The following is a 21180-nucleotide window of genomic DNA, read 5'->3' as shown; positions in this document are numbered from 1 at the left end:
AGAAGCGCTGTGAGAACGAGAATAAAACTAAAAAAGGTACGAGGCAAGGGCGTAGGCTCTTGCTTTTTTTTTTGCATTTTTTTGATCCAACAAATAAAAGACGAAATGCTTATTTGGAGATAAACGCCAAATGGGGAGCACTTCGTCAGGGTTTTGTCTGTTTGTTCATGTTTTTCCTCCATTTATCATGGGCAGCGAGATTGAGTTTCTAATGAATTGAGTTTTGGCTGTTAGGCGTATTGCCAAAGGAGGCTGGGTGAGAAAAATGAGGTTGAGTGAATTTTTCTTTTTTGCATCTGCAAGATGTAGGTATCCAAAGTCTGACTTAGGTGAATAACCGAGTGATCTAAAAAGCTACCCTTTTCTGATACTAATTGAACCAACTCATTTTTTAATTGATTAATTACGTTTTGTAGCTCGATTTCATCCTCTAAGGGCTCAGGGACATTTGTCCGTATTTTTAGCTGTTTTGGTTCCATCGAATTTTTCTCCTCTCATCTTTTTCTTATCCTTACTATATCTAGCGTATCAAAGGAAAAGGACTTATTCGTTAATTAGAAACGTTTTACAGCCTTCGACAGTCGTCGTCCGGTTTCTTTCAGACATAATTCTACAGATGCTCACTAGTAATATTGTTATTTTGTATAACATTCATCTAAGATAAAAAAGTTAAAAAATAAAAACATGATACGATGTCGTCTGCATCCTGAAAACACTCGATTTCATTCGATGATTACACCGTTACATAAGCATATTGCTGATGGAGATTCGCGGTTTCTAATGTGGTTTGCGTTAATTCTTATTATGATTCTAAAAAAGTAAATAAACAAACAGAGCCTTCTTTTTACAATGTCATCAGCAGACAAAACCGCCAAAATAAGAAAATGTCGAGTGAATTGGTAATTCTGCTTTTTTCTACTTCGTTTTCCACATATAAAGTGGGATGTCGGGATAATACCTTGTTATCCTGTCAAAGTTTTTCGAATTACTTCGAATGGATGGATTTTAGGAGAGGTTCAGCAGTGGCTAGCAGTGGGGAAGTCACATGAGAGACGGGTTTCGAATGAGGGTTCATATTCGATGGTATAGTGATATACATTCATCAGAAATCAGGTGGATTTGTTACTGACATATAGTGAAATATTAAGCTTTCGTGACATGATTTTATTTATATTTACTAACATGACATTTTGTGGTAACTTTAGTTTGCGACTAGCAAATGAAGTAAAAATTAACATTTTATCAACGGAATAAAACAGATATGAACAAGGCTGAAAAAAATTAAGGCTGAGGGCTGTTAACACTCAGTTGCATTAGATGAACAGGTATTTAGAAGCGAAAGCTGGTGATTTCATGATTTATCAACATTTGAAGCAACGAAACGAGCATAACCCTCATGCAATAGCCATTATCAAAGAGACAGAAGAGATACCTAATCAGGCTATGGTAAGTGAAGTAGATCATCTGATTCGAAATTTTCAAAAATTTGGCTTGGATAAAGAGACGCCTCTAGCCATTGTTCTCCAAAAAAGTGAAGTTATCTGGGCAGCGATCATAGCCGCTAGTCATCTGGAAATTTCGGTCATGTTAGTTGATCCTCATTTAAAAGAAGAGGAAATGCAGAAGATCATGACAATGTATCAAACAGATTATGTACTCCGTGAAATAAATAGTAAGGCAATAGATTCACTTGGATACAATGAATGGTACGAGCTTTCCTGTTTTGAACATGTTTTTTTAATTGGGAATATAGGCGAGCATGCAGCGTGTTGGAACGAATACTTAAAGCCAGAGGTAAATCAGAGCCATCTGGTGTTTCTAACGTCCGGCTCAACCAAGATACCGTCAGCAGTGGTTAAAAAAATGGAAAGCTTTATGCTTGATGGAAAACGAATAGGTGAGGCTCTTGGAATTGTCCCTGAAGATCGTATCTTATGTGCAGCACCTACCTATCATATTTATGGCACAATTTGTGGATGCTTTGTTCCTTTCTTATGTGGAGCATCGGTATCGTTTACTGGCGCGTATGTTTTACCATCTAGCTTGGAAAAGAAAATAGACAAGCAGGCATGTAATATACTAATGGCTGTACCTGCCCATTATAAAATGCTGGTAGAGCATGTTCATAAGCCGCTAGATCAGATTAGGATTGCGTTATCAGCAACTTCTCCATTGCAAGATGACCTGATGTTGACCTGTAAGGAAAAATTGAACCTATCAATCCAAAACATATATGGGTCTTCAGAAGCAGGGGTTGTTTCCATTCAACGCAATCCTCAATCTATCGGCGAAGCTACTAACGTAGGCGTTCCTGTTGATGGCGTAGATGTAATGCTTGATGAGACGAGTCCATTTGAATTTGATGGAAAGACGGTTTATGAAGTACTCATCAAAAGCGATTCGCTTGCTAAGGGATACTTGCGTAAGGAAGAGGTGGATGATAGTGGTTATGTAGTAGAGGATGGATGGTGGAGAACTGGGGATTTGGCCTATGTAAGTAAAGAGAATGAGCTTCATCTGGTCGGGCGTCTGAATATTACAATAAATGTGAATGGTAAAAAAGTGAATCCGTATGAAATTGAGGAGGTACTAAGTCAGCATCCAGCAATAGATGATTCAGTAGTGGTTGGCGAACATGACCCTATCCGTGGGGAAATGGCGGTAGCCTATGTAGTAGTTAAAAATCACATTACGGAAGCAGAGTTACTAGAATATTGTCGTGCAAAACTATCTGATTTCAAAGTACCAAGACGAATTGAATTTCGAGATGATTTACCTAAAACGGCGGCAGGCAAGGTACGTCGAAAAGAAGTGAGATAGCTTAAGAAAAAAGGGGCGAACCAACGTGGGAACTACAAATTCAGCAGACTACGGTCTAGTCATTAAAAATGATCTGGCGGAGATTATAAAATCACATTATGGTCAGGAAGTTGATCCCGCTAGTATTTCAAACGACCTAGATATTATCAAACAATATAATTTAGATTCCATTGTTATTATGGAATTGCTAGTAACGATCGAAAAGCGATTTGATATTCAAATAGAAGATGATGAGCTTAGTTCAGAATTAGTACGGACAATTCATACGGTATTGACTTATATTCAGTCGAAAAAAAGATAAAGAGGAGTCCTTGATATGTGCGGGATAACAGGCTGGATCGATTGGGAACATAACTTGTTGCATCAAAAGCATATTTTACAGCAGATGTCTGATTCTATTCGTCATCGGGGACCGGATGCTGAAGGATGTTGGATCACGGAACATGCAGCATTAGCACATCGGCGTTTAATAGTGATTGACCCTGAGGGTGGGGTTCAACCCTTTATCTATCACGAGTCTGAGCCTTTATATGCTATGACTTATAATGGGGAGATTTATAATTATCTAGAACTACGTCGTGAATTAATTGAACGAGGACATCGATTTAAAACCAATTCTGACACGGAAGTATTGCTACATGCTTACATGGAATGGTCAGAAGATTGTGTCAAACATTTGAATGGTATTTTTGCCTTTGCGATTTGGGATCAGGTGAAGCAGAGTCTGTTTTTAGCACGAGATCATTTAGGTGTCAAGCCCTTATTTTATTATCAACAAGGAAGCTCCATTTTATTTGGATCTGAAATAAAGGCAATTCTGGCTCACCCAGAAGTGAAACGCGAAGTTGATGTTCAAGGATTAGCTGAATTAATTGCTCTTGGTGGCATACGTACGCCTGGCAATGGGATTTTTTCAAATATTTTCGAAGTAAAGCCCGCCCATTCCATAACTTTTACAAAGGAAAGAACAAGAGAGACCCGATATTGGCAGCTCCAGAGTAAGTTGCATACTGAAACGGCAGCAGAAACTGCTGATCATATCAGATATTTGCTAGAAGATACAGTTAAGCGCCAATTAATTGCTGATGTTCCGGTTGTATCTATGCTTTCAGGTGGATTGGATTCAAGCGGCTTAGTTTCGATTGCGGGACGTCAATTTTTTGATAAAGGTCAGCAGCTATCTACATACTCAGTTGACTTTGTAGGAAGTGATCAGGATTTTGTAGCGGATAAAGCTCGTCCTAGTTTAGATGCACCGTATGCAAAAATGCTGTCTGAGTACGTGGGAACGAAGCACCATTTTATAACGCTTACCTCTGAAGAATTACTAGAAAATTTACTTATTCCCATGCGTATGCGCGATTTACCCGGCTATGGCGATATGGAAACATCCTTACACTTATTATGTAAGCAGATGAAGAAGGATGCTACGGTAGCTATTTCAGGTGAGTCGGCAGACGAAATATTTAGCGGGTATCCATGGTTCCACCAAGAAGAATATTTGGATTCTCGTATGTATCCATGGCTGTTAAACACATGGGATAAATTTGCCTCTTTATTACAGCAGGATGTGATAGAGGGCATTCAACCAAATCATTATGCAACGATGAGATACGCTGAAGCGACGAAGGAAGTACCACTGCTTGAAAATGAAACAATAACACAGATGCATCAACGCAGAATGTCATACTTATTCATCACTCGATTTTTAGTCGGTTTATTGGAGCGCAAGGATCGGGCAAGTATGTATGCGGGCTTTGAGGTACGTGTTCCCTTTTGCGATTACCGTTTAGTGGAGTATGCATTTAATATTCCATTTGAGCTGAAGACCGTGGGGAACATCGAGAAAGGTATACTTCGTCAAGCCTTCCTAGGTTCGATACCAGAAGAAGTACGACTTCGTAGAAAGAGCGCTTATCCATCTACCCAAGACCCAGTCTATTTCGCAGGTGTTCAGTCTATCTTTCAAGAGATCATGTCAAATCCGAATGCACCTCTTCATGATTTATTGGATAAAAAGAAAGTGATGCATGTAGTAGGTGGGAACTCCTCACTCTTGCAGGGAAAAATGCACTCTAGTCAAGGATTGTTACTCAAGCTAATGGAGTACTTTATTCAAGTAAATATGTGGCTAAGCGAATATAAAATTGTGCTACAATCCGCTAACCGTAATCTACACGGCTCAATGTAAACATTGAGATACCAGCACAATATTGAGTAGGTAAGACTAATCTTTATTCAATTCTACCTTGAGGTGTTTCCAGATGAGTCCATCGCTTGTATTTATGTATTCGGGTCAAGGCTCGCAGTATTATCAAATGGGAAAAGCCTTATTTGAGCACAATCGTATTTTTAGATCGTACATGAATGAATTAGATGCGAAAGCACGCGAGCTTATTGGCATATCGGTACAGAGTGAGTTGTATAGGACCAATAGGAACATGACAGAGCCTTTTACTCGTACGCTGCATACGCATGTGTGTATTTTTATGGTGGAATATGCCACTACGATGGTTTTATTAGAAAATGGAATGGTCCCAGATGCTGTTATTGGTGTTAGTATGGGGGAATTTGCAGCATCGGTAGCAGCAGGTGTATGTAGTGTGGATACGGCACTCCAATCCGTTGTGAAGCAGGCACAATTACTAGAAAAACATTGTGATGAAGGGGCTATGTTAGCTATTTTGGACCGTCCGTCCCTTTTCTTGTCTGATCCGGTGGTATATGAGAATAGCGAATTGGTTTCTATTCATAACGAGAATCATTTTATTGTATCAGGTAGAAAAGAACATATGGCGATGATTGAACAGCATGCGAAGAAAAATGGAATCATGTGTAGCAAATTACCGGTTACTCATGGATTTCATTCTTCTAGCATTGATCCTGCATCAGATGAATACGTTGCTTTTTTACAAAAGCAACTTTTTCTTGATCCTAAAATCCCTTATATATCGAGTGTGTCCGGCAGCTTGCTCAGCGAATGGAATACGGATTATTTTTGGCAGGTAATTCGAAAGCCCATTCAATTTACAGAGGGGATCACCTTCTTACAAAAGGACGATGATGATCGAATTTATATAGATGTAGGTCCTTCAGGATCGCTATCTACTCTGTGTAAATCGATGTCCAATCTAAAAAAGAATCAAATGATGCTACCCATTATCACTCCATATAAAACGGAGCTACAAAATTTGGATTATATCCTAACGAACTACGCTAGCAAAAGTAGGACTACAGTAAAAAAGGAGAAAAAAAGTATGCTTGCTTTTGTATTTCCTGGACAAGGATCGCAAAAAAAAGGAATGGGGGGAGATTTATTTGATCAATACCCTGAAATCACGAGCCAGGCAGATTCGATTTTAGGATACTCCATTAAAGAATTGTGTCTAGAAGACCCATTAGGAAGATTACAACAGACCGAGTACACACAGCCTGCGCTGTATACGGTAAACGCACTGATGTATTTGAATACCGTTAACGAGACGGGAAGAAAACCAGATATCCTAGCGGGGCACAGCTTAGGTGAATATAATGCGTTGTTTGCAGCAGGAGCTTTTGATTTTATAACGGGATTAAAGCTGGTGAAAAAAAGAGGGGAAGTAATGAGCCAAGCCGTTGGAGGGGGGATGGCAGCGGTTATAGGAATAGATGAGAAACAGATAAAGCATATCTTGCTTCAAAATCAATTAGATAGCATTGATATTGCGAATTTTAATTCTCCTCGCCAGTTTGTCATTTCCGGACTACAATCAGATATTGCTCGGGCCAAGCTCGTGTTTGAAACGGAAGGCATCACGTATATTCTGTTACGAGTAAGTGGAGCCTTTCATTCAAGATATATGGGAGAGGCAAGAGAGCAGTTTAAAAATTATATGGATTCATTCGCGCTTTCTGAATGTACCATTCCTGTATTGTCAAACGTCAACGCAAGATACTATCAAAAAAACGATATGAAAATAAATTTGGTCAGACAAATAACGGAGTCAGTCCGCTGGTGTGAGACGGTGCAAGTGTTAATGGGATTTGAAGGAATGGAAATCAAAGAAATTGGACCAGGAAACGTGTTAACAGGACTGATGCGAAAAATAACAGCAGAAGCAACTCCCATTTACTTACCTCTTGAAACAGAGCATCAGCAGCCTACAAATTCAACTATTCTTCAGCAATCCAATAGCGATAGCGATGAAAAGCACTTCGTTCAACAACCAAACGCTAATGTGATTACCGCTATTGGATGCAAGCAATTTATGCAGGATTATCATTTGAAGTACCCCTATGTAGCTGGTGGAATGTATAAAGGAATCGCCTCTAAAGATGTAGTAGTGAAACTGGGGAAGGCTGGGATGATGGGCTTTTTCGGTACGGGAGGCTTACAACTGGCTCAAATCGAGGAATCGATTCAATACATTCAAAAGGAACTAACGAGCGGACAAGCGTATGGAATGAACCTTCTTCACACTCCAGATCAACAAGAAAGAGAAGATCAACTGGTTGAATTATATATTCGATATGGTATCAACGTCATAGAAGCATCTGCTTACATGAGCATTACTCCAGCATTACTAAAGTATCGTGCACATGGAGTCAAAATGCTCCCGGATGGAGCTGTAATGAGCACGAATCGAATCATCGGCAAGGTATCAAGAGCAGAAGTGGCTGAACTATTTCTACGTCCTGCCCCAGAGTACCTCGTCGAGAAAATGGTTCGGGAAAATCAAATTACTAGAGAACAAGCTCAATTGCTCAGTAAAATCCCCATGGCAGATGACTTGTGTATCGTAGCAGACTCAGGGGGGCCTACAGATGGAGCAGTAGCCTATGTTTTATTGCCAGCTATGATACAGTTACGTGATGAGATGATGAAAAAATATAAGTACCCTAAGAAAATCCGAATCGGTGCAGCAGGAGGAATTGGTACTCCTGAGGCAGCGGCGGCAGCTTTTATTCTAGGTGCGGATTTTATCTTAACGGGTTCTATTAATCAATGTACCGTAGAAGCGGGCACAAGCGAGGCTGTTAAAGACTTGCTACAGCAGGTACACATTCAAGATACCGCATATGCACCGGCAAAAGAACGGTTTGAAATAGGAGCGAAGGCTCAGGTTGTAAAAAAGGGAGTGTTTTTCCCTGCTAGAGCGAGCAGGCTGTTTGAATTATATTCTCGATACCAATCACTTGACGAAATGAGCGAAAAAGATAAAAAACTCATTCAGGTTAAATACCTGAAACGTAGTTTTGAGGAGGTTTATGAGGAATGCAAGCAGAACGCCTCCCCAGTTGAAATAGATAAGGCAGAAAAAAATCAGAAGTATAAAATGGCTATGATTTTTAAGTGGTACCTAGCTCATTCTGTTCATGTAGCAATCGATGGTATTTTGGAACAACAAGCAGATTACCAGATTTATTGCGGGCCAGCGTTAGGGGCGTTTAATGACTGGGTAAGGGGAACAAGCTTGGAGAGCTGGAAAAATCGCCATGTAGATGAGATTGGTGTAAAAATAATGGAAGAAACTGTTAAAGTTTTGAATGGGAAATTTCAAAATCTTGTGATGGGCTAGTCTGATTGGAAAATTCATTACTGAAACGAGGTATATTTCATGTTATCTACCTTACATCATTATTCTCATGGGTATTTGGCAATTCCAGTGCTTTTATCGTGCAAAAAACGAGGTTTATTTGATCTTTTGCAAAAAAGTCGGTCTACTCCGTTTAGTCAGCTTGTAGATGAGCTACATGCCAATAGTGGTCACTTACGCAGTGCTCTTCAGTTATTAGAGTCTCTACAAATCCTGTGTCGAGATAGTAAGGATACGTATGCGTTACTGCCCGGATGGAATGTGGTAGAAACAATTCCGGAAGATGTCATGGAGCTATTCGATTTTCCGATGAAGGAATACTTCAAAAAATCTCAGAGAAAGTATCGTTTGCAAAAATGGATTGAGCTGTCCGGTAAACAATGGAATGTCGACAATGCGATGTATTCACATTTTTTAGATGGGATCGTAATGATTCCTTTGTTATTCGCGTTAAATGAACAAAGATTCATTTTGCGCGATTCTCCTCAGCAAAATGAATTAGTGTTCCAAAACGTATCTGGTATCGCGAAGCAAGAAATTACACAGTTATTTCAGCAAAAGAATTGGATGGATCAAACAAGAAAGAACGGGGTTTTAACGGAAACCGGCAAGTATATGCTAGACGCGATTTTGAATACGGCATCCATTCATTCCTATCGTTCCATAATAAAAAATATGGATCAGCTACTATTTGGTGATTGCCAAGCTATTGTTGCTAGCACGAATCAAGCGTATGAGACATATATGGAACGTATGCTAGAGATGCTAGAGTGTGGCTTTCAGCAAGAGGAGTATTTTTGTGATTTAGAGCAGATCATTATTTCTGTTTTTAATAGAGAACCAGTAGAGGAGCAGCCGAAATATATAGCTAATATGGGTTGTGGCAATGGGTTGCTTCTAAAAAAGATATACGAGACGATCAAAATGAAATCACGAAGAGGCAAGAGGTTCGATGAATATCCCTTGACGTTGATTGGAATTGACCACAAGGAAGAATCTCTAGCAAAAACGGCTATCACTCTAAAGGATATCAACCATGTTTTGCTCAAAGGGATGCTTGATAATCTAAATGAGCTTATGATTGATTTACGAAACGAAGGAATTCATGACACAGAACATATCCTACATGTTCAGTCATTTTTTAATCACGATCGACCTTGTATCATATCAGCAGAAACCGTTGAAGCAAGTGTTCAGGCTCCAAGCTTCACCAAGTCAATTTTTGTAGATCAAAATGGACGTGAATGCTCTTCTACATTAGGGATGAAAAAACTGCACGAACACCTACAACATTGGTCACATCTAGTAAATAAGCATGGCTTAATCCTTTTAGAAGCGCATTGTTTGGAACCGAAAACGATTCGTCCATATATGGATAAATGTGAGGGCTTACATGTAGATGCGATTCATAGATTCTCGCAAAAGCTGCTAGTAGAAGCAGATACTTATATGTTGACTGCCGCAGAGGTAGGATTGTTTCCTCATAAACAATATTTCCATAAATATCCAAAAAACATGCCTTTTTCACGCATTACGTTACATTTGCTTGAGCAGAGAGAATACCGGATTAGGATGGCACATGAGAATGACATTTCGGTATTAAGGCAGCTTGAGCTGCAATGCTGGGGGGAGGAACTAGCTGCTCCTACTGAAAGGATTTTACAAAGAATAAGGAAATATCCAGAAGGGCAGTTAGTTCTTGAAGTAGAGAATCGAGTAGTTGGTGTGATTTATTCTCAAAAAATTAGAGATATGAACGAGATAAAGGGACTTCAAAGCAATACTGTTGAACAGCTTCACCATCCTGAAGGGACAATTATACAATTGTTAGCTATCAATATTCTGCCAGAGATGCAGGATCGCAAGCTGGGAGATCAGCTTTTAGAATTTATGCTTCAGCGCTGCAGTTTGATAAGCGGAGTCAGGAGTGTTATTGGGATAACAAGGTGCAAGGATTATCAGCGATATTCTACGATCGCTACGGACAAATATATCACTCTTCGTAATAAACATAATAAATTAGTCGATAAAACATTGCGATTTCACGAAATGCATGGAGCAACGATTAAAGAATTAATTCCGAACTATCGGCCATTAGATGATGCCAATCTTGGCTATGGTGTACTTGTTGAATACGACATGTTAAATCGGGGAAATGATGAGCCTCCTGCTATCGAACGAAATCAAGAATGTCATGAGAAGAATAGCCATTCTTTTCAAACGGGGAGCACGGATCGTTCTAAGACTATTACAGCTTTTGTATTAGATTGTATCGGTTCTCTTTTAAATGAAGAGAGAAAGGATGTTCTAGCTTATGTAGATCGTCCTCTTATGGAGCTTGGCTTGGATTCAGGAGATTTGCTGGAATTAAACGATCAGCTGGGTACGAGGTTTCGAATAGAACTCGAAACAACATTCTTTTTTACATACAATACCGCTAGAAAAATCATTTCGTATCTTATAGAAAATGCAGATGAAATAGCGCAGGCGTCTGCATCAGAAGAATCTGTTTCAAAAAACGAGGCAGTCTCATGGAGTCATTCTGATGTAGAAAAGGATGACATTGCCATCATAGGCGCGGCCTGTCGTCTTCCTGGAGGAGTGAGCAATCTTGATGAATTATGGGAATTATTAGTGAACAATCGTGATGCTATTAGACGGATGCCTGAGCATAGATGGGCTTGGCCTGATACAATTCATCCTGCTACGGAGCATAAGGGAATAGATCAGGGTGGATTTTTGGATCATATTGCTGAATTTGACCCGCTGTTTTTTAGAATTTCCCCTTCAGAGGCGGAGATTTTGGACCCTCAGCAACGTTTACTAATGGAATTAAGCTGGGAGTGTATAGAAGGGGCTAATTATTCTGCAAGTGCGATTTCAGGTAGTAATACAGGTGTATTTATAGGGGCAAGCGGCTCCGATTATAGCAAGCTTTTAGATCGCTACAGTGATGAGGTTCAAGCTAAGTATGGCATAGCTACATCCATGGCGATTCTCTCTAATCGAATCTCTTATTTTTATAATTTTCATGGTCCTAGTGTTCAAATCGATACAGCTTGCTCCAGTTCTTTGGTTGCCGTTCATCAAGCCGTTACATCTCTACAAAGCGGAGAGTGCGAGCAGGCTTTAGTAGGCGGGGTCCATCTTATGTGTCATCCTGCTAACAGCATTGCTTATTATAAAGCTGGAATGCTGTCCACAGATGGAAAATGTAAGACGTTTGATAAAGCTGCAAATGGCTATGTTCGTGGGGAAGGTGGAGTTGTACTACTGTTAAAGCCTGTGAAACAGGCAGAGCGCGATGGTGACTCTATCCTTGGTGTCATAAAAGGAACAGCTACGAATCATGGAGGACAGGCAAACGGAATAACTGTGCCTAATCCAGCAAAGCAAGCTGCCTTAATCAAGAAGGCCTTCCGCTCGGCCGATATTGCCCCAGAGTCTGTAGGCTATATTGAAGCACATGGGACAGGCACTTCATTAGGTGATCCGATTGAATTTGCAGCCTTGAAGGACGCATTTTTAGAGCTTTCACAGCAAAGTGACAACAGAAATGAACCCTATTGTGGGTTAGGCTCTATAAAAACAAATATCGGACACCTGGAAGCTGCCGCCGGGTTGGCAGGCTTAGTTAAGGTTTTAGTCAGTTTACGGCATCGTATGATACCGGCATCGTTGCATTTTCAGGAATTGAACCCACACATTCCTATTGAAAACTCCCCATTTTATCTTGTAACGAGCAATCAAAAGTGGATGCCACCTCATAGAGAAGGCTTGCGTAGAGCGGGAATTAGCAGTTTTGGCTCGGGTGGTTCAAATGCTCATATTGTGATTGAGGAATATCGGTCTAACCATCGTGTAGATACGAAAAGGGCTACCAGTAATAGCAATCCTGTCATGATTGTGCTGTCCGCTAGGAATGAAAATCGTTTACAAGAGCAAGTGAAGCAATTATTACAAGCCATTAAAAACCAAAACCTGACTGATGTTCATCTCAAAGATATGGCCTATACCCTTCATGTTGCAAGAGAGGCAATGGAAGAGAGATTTGCTACCGTCGTATGTGATATTGATGAATTAGAAAAATCATTACTCGATTACCTTGATAGGAAAGGAACACTGAAAAGCAATTATCAGGGGAATGTGAATGAGAATCATTCGATTTCTAGTTTATCGATTGGCAATGAAGAAAAGCATGAGATGGTTAATCACTTTATTGGTAACAATGATTTGCATCAATTGGCCTATTTATGGGTGTCGGGACTAGACATTGATTGGAAGGTGCTGTACAAATCCGAGGCAGATTATCGAAAAATGTCACTTCCAACATATCCGTTTGCAAGAGAACGTTATTGGATATCAGAAATAAGTTCCCGTTACGAAATAAGCCAGACAGAAAAAATATCTGCGGACACACGCAATGTGCTTCATCCGCTGTTGCAGCAAAATACATCTAATTTATCAACGATTCGCTTTTGCTCCACGTTTACAGGCAAGGAATTTTTTCTAAAGGATCATGTAGTGAGTGGCAGCAAGGTTTTACCTGGTGTTGCTCATCTGGAAATGGCGCGCAAGGCTATGGAGCAAGCTCTGGAAAATAAGCATGATCAGGTGATTGAACTTCATAACGTGATTTGGAAAAAGCCCATCCTTCTAGAGGAAGAATCAAAGCAAGTGCAGATTCGCATTTTTTCAGGTGTACAAAATGAGATAAATTATGAGATTTACAGCGAGGAAATACCAGGAAGCGGCAAACCTGTTGTGTTTAGTTCAGGCTATGCAGTATGCAGAGAGCAAAAGGAAGCATTCGTCTTGGATATCTCTGGCATACTCTCCGCATGTAAGCAGCATGTGCTGACAGGTAGAGAATGTTATCAAGCCTTTCAGCAGGTAGGGATTACTTACGGCAAAAGTCATCAGGGAATACAGCGTGTGCATATAGCAGAGGATCAGGTGTTGGCCGAGCTAGTCTTGCCTGCTTGTATAAAACATACCCAAGAACAATATGTCCTGCATCCTAGTCTATTGGATGCTGCTTTACAGGCATCCCTTGTATTTCAGATGCAAGTACAGAATACCTACAACACATCCGTACAGCCATCGTTACCTTTTGCTTTGGAAATGATCGAAATCGTTCGTCCGTGCACATCAAAAATGTGGGCTCATGTACGACACAGTGAAGATTATATCAGTGGAAATGAGACACAGAAGTATGATATCGACCTTTGTGACGACAGAGGAAACGTTTGTGTCCGAATGTTTGGATTTTCGTCAAGGATATTAGAGGGGGATATTGCAACCGGTGGCTCTATTGATTCTACACAGAGAGAAACGATAATGACACAGCCATTTGAACCTGTGATGATATCCCCGATTTGGGAAGCAATCCGTCATGAAGAAGGACAAAAGCTTCCTGCTCTCACTGACAACTTAGTCATAGTCGGAGGCAATGAAAGCATCTGGAATGAAATCCGAAAGCAATACCCGCATGCGCGTGTGCTATCCATTCATCATGATGATTCAGTTGAGGAAATGGTCCAGAAATTTAGCCAGCTCGATCCTATCGATCATATGCTATGGATTGCACCAGAGGAGCAGTTGCCATCCCTCACAGACGACAGCATCATCGAGGGACAGGAAAAAGGGGTAATTTATCTCTTTGCAATCATCAAAAGCCTGTTAGCCCTAGGGTACGATCGTAAACAAATAGGCTGGACGGTTATTACCCAAAAAGCTCAACCTCTTCATAAATACGATGAGGTAAATCCAACCCATGCTAGTATTCACGGCTTAATGGGAACGCTGGCCAAGGAATATAGCCATTGGAAAATCCGAGTCATTGACCTAGAATCCCTAGCGAGCTGGCCCATGCAGGAGCTGTTTACCCTGCCAAGTGATGCAGACGGGAACCCTTACGTTTATCGAGAACAGCAATGGCATCAGCAGGAGCTGGTTCCGGTACGTTATAACCAGCAGGAGGAAACCCTGTATAAAACCGGTGGCGTGTATGTGGTGATTGGAGGCGCCGGGGGAATTGGCGAGGTATGGAGTGAATACGTGATTCGAATGTATGAAGCTAAGGTGATTTGGATTGGCAGAAGAGAAAAGGATGCCAATATTCAAGCAAAGATAGACCGACTAGCATCAATTGGCCCTACACCTAGCTATATCGCGGCAGATGCAACAGACCAAGAAGAGCTGTACCGAGCCTACGAAGAAATCAAACAGCAATACGGCCCTATTCATGGAATCGTCCATTCTGCCATCGTGCTGCTGGATAAAAGTCTAGCGAATATGGAGGAGGAAAGATTCCGAGCTGGGCTTCGTGTCAAAGTAGACGTGAGTGTGAATATAGCAGAGGTCTTTCAGGATGAGCCGCTTGATTTCGTGTTATTTTTCTCGTCAATGAATTCGTTTGTCAAAGCCGCTGGACAAAGCAATTATGTAGCAGGCTGTACATTTAAGGATGCTTTTGCCAGTCAATTAGCTCTGGAATGGCCATGTGCCGTAAAGGTGATGAACTGGGGATATTGGGGAACGGTAGGTACGGTAGCATCCGAGGAGTATCAAAGACGGATGAAAAGCAGAGGGGTTGGTTCGATTGAGCCTCCAGAAGCAATGAAAGCATTAGAGGCCCTTTTGGTCGGACCGATGAACCAATTAGCGTTTGCAAAAATGACTACGTCTTCAACCTGGGTTGAAGTTAATCGAGGAAAGTGTATAACGATTTATCAATAAAAAATTCGTATTCGTCAGAAATCAACCAATAGAGAGGTAAAACATGAAAAATGATGATCAATTCATTTATGTGACTAAGCAATTGGGCGATATGGATAAGCTTCTCATCAAATTAATGTGGGAAAAATGTAGAGGGATACAGATGTTTACATCGAACTCCTTCGATCCAGCAACTGTCATCACAAGAATAGGAATCATCGATTTATATAAAAAATGGGTAGATGAGACGCTTGCTATATTTACGAGGAGTGGGTATTTGTCATTTGACGGCGAAACGTATACAGTCACGAAACATACATCTATTGAAGATACCAGCTCTTGGAAAGAGTGGGAATACCGAAGAGAGGAGTGGCTAAAGGATGATAACCTAAAATCTCAGGTTGTATTGGTAGAGACGATGCTAGGTGCATTACCTGACATGCTTACAGGGAAACAACCTGCCACCGATATCATGTTTCCCCAGTCATCTATGACTTTGGTGGAAGGAGTATATAAGTACAATTTACTCGCAGATTACTTTAATGATGTACTCGCTGAAAAAATAGTCGCGTTTATGCAGGAACGTATCAATCAAAGCAATGTTACAAGTAAATCAATCCGAATCTTAGAGATTGGAGCCGGGACGGGGGGAACCAGTGCTAGTGTTCTTCCTAGACTAAAGCCGTTTCAGGAGTATATCGAGGAATATTGCTATACAGATCTTTCTTTGGCTTTTCTTAGACATGGAGAGAAGGAATATGGCTCAGAGTATCCATTTGTCACATGTAAGATTTTTAATATTGAACAACCTATTGCGACTCAGGATATTGATCCGAACGGATATGATTTGGTCATTGCTACAAATGTTGTGCATGCCACGAAAAATATCCGTCATACGCTACGCAATGTAAAAGCGGCAATGAAAAATAATGGTTTATTGCTATTAAATGAAATAGCTGATCGTTCTGTGTTTACACATCTTACCTTTGGCTTTTTACAAGGCTGGTGGATGTATGAGGATACAGCTCTACGTATTTCGGGCTGCCCAGGCTTATATCCAGATAGCTGGAAAAAGGTACTAAAATCGGAAGGCTTCCATTCTATTGACTTCCCCGTAGATGAAAAAAACGATTATAAGCAACAGATTATCTGTGCAAAAAGCGATGGAGTCACCTTACAGCTTCAAGACCTCGGCCCTGTTACAGCTATGGCAGACAACAAACAAGACGAGAGAAAGACACCGTTTGCTCATAAGGGGCTTCAACAAAAGCAGTCTGAAGGGGAAAGTCCGAAAGACAAGCTGGGGCATATGGATATAACGGATCAAATGCTCGAGGAGCATCTTATCCAGATAATCCGAGAAAGCATTTCTGAAGAATTGAAGATCAACGAGGCAATGATTCACAATGATCAGAGTTTTTCGGAGTACGGTGTAGATTCCATTATAGGCATTCAACTTATTCAGCGCATTAATAATAAATGTCATACACGGCTGCAAACGACTGTTGTCTTTGATTATAATAACGTAAATCAATTGGTTCACTACATGATAACGGAATATAGACAGACATTAGTAGCTCTTTTTGATATCCAAAAACCTATGGATGTCTCAAGCTCAACGAAATGGAACAAAGAAGAGCACATGCAAAACAATCAACGAACAGTTACCGCAACTAGTGAAAGAATGATCCAAAAAAGTGATTCTATAAAAGCTGCCATGAATCATTCGAATGAACATTCATCCCTTAATAGGGAACGGTCTACGTTTCATAGGGTGCTTATTGAATCCCCAGGGGGAATCGATGATATTCAGATTGTAGAATCAGATATTTTAGAATTGAAAGAAGATGAGGTGAGAATTTCGGTTCGAGCTTTTTCCCTAAATTTTGGGGACCTATTATGTTTACAAGGCTTATACCCGACTATGCCCCCCTATCCGTTTACTCCTGGATTTGAAGCTAGTGGTGTAGTAGTTGAAGTGGGGAGTGCAGTGAGCACGATCCGTCCTGGAGATGAGGTTGTGTATTGCGGGGGAGAGCATTTGGCTGGACAGGCCAGTTTACTTACATGTAAGGCAGCCTATGTTTTTCCTAAGCCTTCTTCGCTGTCCTTTGAGGAAGCATGCTCCTTACCGGTTGTATCGATGACGGTGATCGCTGCTTTTCGTAGAGCGCAGGTAAAGAAAGGCGAAAAAATTCTCATCCAAACAGCGACGGGCGGAGTTGGACTTATTGCTGTCCAACTGGCTAAGCATTATGGAGCTGACATTTATGCGACTGCAAGCTCTGAGCATAAGCTAGAGTATGTAAAGCAAATGGGTGTGTCCCATGCGATTAATTACATGGAGTCTGATTTTGAGCAAGAAATCTCTCGACTGACGAATGGTAAGGGTGTTGATGTCGTCGTCAATACGTTAGCAGGAGATGCTATTCAAAAAGGCTTAGGCTGTCTAGCAAGAGGTGGTAGATACATTGAAATTGCGATGACAGCACTCAAAAGCGCCCGAGACATTGATTTGTCCATTTTAAACAACAATCAATCTTTTATAAGCCTTGATCTGAGAAAATTGATGCTGGAGCAGCCTAATGCACTACGTGATTATCGAAACGAGATGCTTCGATTAATAAAGGACAATGTGATTCAGCCGACTATCTATCAAGTATTTTCATTTGACGAGATAAAAGAAGCTTACCAGTGTATGAAAAATCGAGAGAATATCGGAAAAATAGTCGTACAGCTACCTAAGCGATACCAATATAAACCAGCCCTTGCTATCCAGAGAGAACCAATTGCGATTATTGGGATGAGTGGAAGATATGCAAAATCTAAAACGGTTCATGAGCTATGGGAGCATCTAGCAAAGGGCCATGACCTCGTAGAAGAAGTATCGCGTTGGGATCTCTCACCGTATTACGAAGAAGATGCATCCTATTGTAATCAGGGCAGTTTTGTTGATCGAATCGACCAATTTGATCCACTCTTCTTTAATATCTCAGGTGTTGAAGCCATGTATATGGACCCGCAGCAACGAATCTTTTTGGAGGAATCCTGGAAAGCATTAGAGGACGCTGGATATGCAGGAGCGGGAGTTCAGGGTAAAAAGTGTGGCGTGTATGTGGGCTGTAGCGGTAAAGACTATCAAAATTTATTCGATACGAAGCCTCCTGCCACTTCGTTTTGGGGAAATGCGGCTTCCATCATTCCGGCACGCATTGCATACTATCTCGATTTACAGGGTCCGGCGATAGCTGTAGATACCGCTTGTTCTAGTTCGTTAGTAGCGATCCATCTTGCTTGTCAAAGTCTTTGGACAAAAGAAACAGAAATGGCATTGGCCGGCGGTGTATTCCTTCAATCGACCCCTGCTTTTTACTTAGAGTCGAATCGAGCAGGGATGCTGTCTCCTGCTGGTCGCTGTCATACCTTTGACGAACGGGCGGATGGTTTTGTTCCCGGTGAGGGAGCGGGGGTCATCATACTGAAACGTTTGTCTGATGCCATCGCGGACCGGGATCATATTTATGGCGTGATTCGTGGTTCGGGAGTCAATCAGGATGGCAGTACAAATGGCATTACCGCACCTAGCGCCAAATCACAAGAACGATTGGAGCAAGAGGTATATGATACCTTTAACATTCAGCCCCGACACATTCAAATGATCGAGGCCCATGGAACAGGCACGAAGCTGGGGGATCCCATCGAATTTCAGGCCTTGACGCGGGCATTTACGAAATACACGGATGAAAAAAATTATTGTGCAATCGGATCAATAAAAAGTAACCTTGGACATTTAGCCTTTGCGGCCGGAGTCACAGGCATCATTAAAATTTTATTGTCTTTACAGCACAAACAGATTCCACCAACGCTACACTTTCAGAAGGGAAATCCAAATATCGAGTTTGAAGATAGTCCCTTTTATGTCAATACCGCACTAACAGAGTGGACGGCTGAACCAAACAAGAAGCGCTGTGCAGCTATTAGCTCATTTGGCTTTAGTGGAACAAATGCACATATGGTTATTGAAGAAGCGCCGAGAAGACAGCTAACATCCTCACCAAAATCAGGCTATTTACTAACATTATCCGCTCGTACACAAGACCAGTTAAAACAACAAGTAGAACAGATCATTCAGTATTGTGAAAAAGCAGAGCAGATTCACTATGGAGATATGAGTTATACCTTATTGCTGGGAAGAAAGCACTTTAATCACCGCTTAGCTTTTGTGGTTCACGAGCGCAATGAACTCGTACAGGTCTTGAAAAGATGGCTAGAAAAAGGAAAAGCACCAGATGTATATACCTCTATCGTAAATAAAAATGAACAACGCGAGCAAATCGTATTAAAGCGCTACGGAAATGAATGCTTACGAAATATAAATGGGGATATGACTGCCAATGAATATATGGAACAACTGTCTATTCTCGCGTCCTTGTATACCCAAGGGTATGAATTAGATTTTGAGCATCTATTTGAAGAAGATCACTTTGCGAGAATCCCGCTTCCAACTTATCCGTTTGCTAAAGAGTTTTACTGGGTGCCTGAAAGAGAAGAGGATGCCAATGGGGATGAGAATAAAGCATGTCAGGGATTATCCAATGAAATGCCTTCATTAGTGCCACCACATACATCCGAGGTACAAGAAAAAGTGAGCCAGTCTGATAAGCTTTCCGCGATTGATGAAGAAGCTATTATGGTAGCGCCCGTTTGGGAACCACTTTGTTATGACAAGCAGCAAATGATTCCTGGGCTACATGAAAATCTCGTCATAGTCGGAGGCAATGAAACCATCTGGAATGAAATCCGAAAGCAATACCCGCATGTGCATGTGCTATCCATTCATCATGATCATTCAGTTGAGGAAATGGTCCAGAAATTTAGCCAGCTCGATCCTATCGATCATATGCTATGGATTGCACCAGAGGAGCAGTTGCCATCCCTCACAGACGACAGCATCATCGAGGGACAGGAAAAAGGGGTAATTTATCTCTTTGCAATCATCAAAAGCCTGTTAGCCCTAGGGTACGATCGTAAACAAATAGGCTGGACGGTTATTACCCAAAAAGCTCAACCTCTTCATAAATACGATGAGGTAAATCCAACCCATGCTAGTATTCACGGCTTAATGGGAACGCTGGCCAAGGAATATAGCCATTGGAAAATCCGAGTCATTGACCTAGAATCCCTAGCGAGCTGGCCCATGCAGGAGCTGTTTACCCTGCCAAGTGATGCAGACGGGAACCCTTACGTTTATCGAGAACAGCAATGGCATCAGCAGGAGCTGGTTCCTGTACGTTATAACCAGCAGGAGGAAACCCTGTATAAAACCGGTGGCGTGTATGTGGTGATTGGAGGCACCGGGGGAATTGGTGAGGTATGGAGTGAATACGTGATTCGAAAGTATGAAGCTAAGGTGATTTGGATTGGCAGAAGAGAAAAGGATGCCAATATTCAAGCAAAGATAGACCGACTAGCATCAATCGGTCCTACACCTAGCTATATCGCGGCAGATGCAACAGACCAAGAAGAGCTGTACCGAGCCTACGAAGAAATCAAACAGCAATACGGCCCCATTCATGGAATCGTCCATTCTGCCATCGTGTTACTGGATAAAAGTATAGCGAATATGGAGGAGGAAAGATTCCGAGCTGGGCTTCGTGTCAAAGTAGACGTGAGTGTGAATATAGCAGAGGTCTTTCTGGATGAGCCGCTTGATTTCGTGTTATTTTTCTCATCAATGAATTCGTTTGTCAAAGCCGCTGGACAAAGCAATTATGTAGCAGGCTGTACATTTAAGGATGCTTTTGCCAGTCAATTAGCTCTGGAATGGCCATGTGCCGTAAAGGTGATGAACTGGGGATATTGGGGAACGGTAGGTACGGTAGCATCAGAGGAGTATCAAAGACGGATGAAAAGCAGAGGGGTTGGTTCAATTGAGCCTCCAGAAGCAATGAAAGCATTAGAGGCCCTTTTAGTCGGACCGATGAACCAATTAGCGTTTGCAAAAATGACTACATCTTCTACGTGGATAAACGTTAACAAGGGACATTCTTTTGTTTTGGTGTAA

Annotated in this window: 7 protein-coding genes; 6 read left to right on the top strand and 1 reads right to left on the bottom strand. The window is 41.3% G+C overall.

The genetic code is table 11. The features are described from left to right. Positions 1-230: 230 nt before the first annotated feature. A complete protein-coding gene (locus O0550_RS10960; protein ID WP_003337204.1) occupies positions 231-479 on the bottom strand; it encodes an aspartyl-phosphate phosphatase Spo0E family protein in 249 nt (82 codons plus the stop codon). A gap of 874 nt (positions 480-1353) precedes the next feature. Here O0550_RS10960 and O0550_RS10955 point away from each other — a divergent pair. The 6 genes from O0550_RS10955 to O0550_RS10930 all read left to right on the top strand — a co-directional run bounded on the left by O0550_RS10955 (position 1354) and on the right by O0550_RS10930 (position 21180). Beyond that, positions 1354-2820: a class I adenylate-forming enzyme family protein gene (locus O0550_RS10955; RefSeq protein WP_121474845.1), complete on the top strand. Its 1467-nt coding sequence runs from the start codon at positions 1354-1356 to the stop codon at positions 2818-2820. A 25-nt stretch (positions 2821-2845) separates the two neighbouring features. Continuing rightward, on the top strand, positions 2846-3121 hold the full coding sequence (locus O0550_RS10950; protein ID WP_096887533.1) for an acyl carrier protein: 276 nt from the start codon (positions 2846-2848) through the stop codon (positions 3119-3121). A gap of 15 nt (positions 3122-3136) precedes the next feature. Beyond that, positions 3137-5011 (top strand): asparagine synthase (glutamine-hydrolyzing), encoded by a 1875-nt coding sequence (asnB, locus tag O0550_RS10945; RefSeq protein WP_003344905.1) that lies wholly within the window; start codon positions 3137-3139, stop codon positions 5009-5011. Between the two features lie 73 nt (positions 5012-5084). After that, entirely contained in the window at positions 5085-8378 is a 3294-nt protein-coding gene (fabD, locus tag O0550_RS10940) for an ACP S-malonyltransferase (protein WP_258426304.1), read from the top strand. A gap of 39 nt (positions 8379-8417) precedes the next feature. Next, the gene (locus O0550_RS10935) at positions 8418-15137 is read left to right on the top strand and encodes an SDR family NAD(P)-dependent oxidoreductase (protein ID WP_258426303.1); all 6720 of its coding nucleotides are present in this window, start codon (positions 8418-8420) and stop codon (positions 15135-15137) included. A 43-nt stretch (positions 15138-15180) separates the two neighbouring features. Further along, positions 15181-21180 carry an SDR family NAD(P)-dependent oxidoreductase gene (locus tag O0550_RS10930; protein WP_258426302.1) on the top strand — a complete coding sequence of 2000 codons (6000 nt, stop codon included), beginning with the start codon at positions 15181-15183 and terminating at the stop codon, positions 21178-21180.

The sequence above is a fragment of the Brevibacillus halotolerans genome (genome assembly GCF_026891775.1).
In the GTDB taxonomy this organism is placed as follows: domain Bacteria; phylum Bacillota; class Bacilli; order Brevibacillales; family Brevibacillaceae; genus Brevibacillus_B; species Brevibacillus_B halotolerans.
This window is presented reverse-complemented; position numbering and strand designations above follow the sequence as displayed.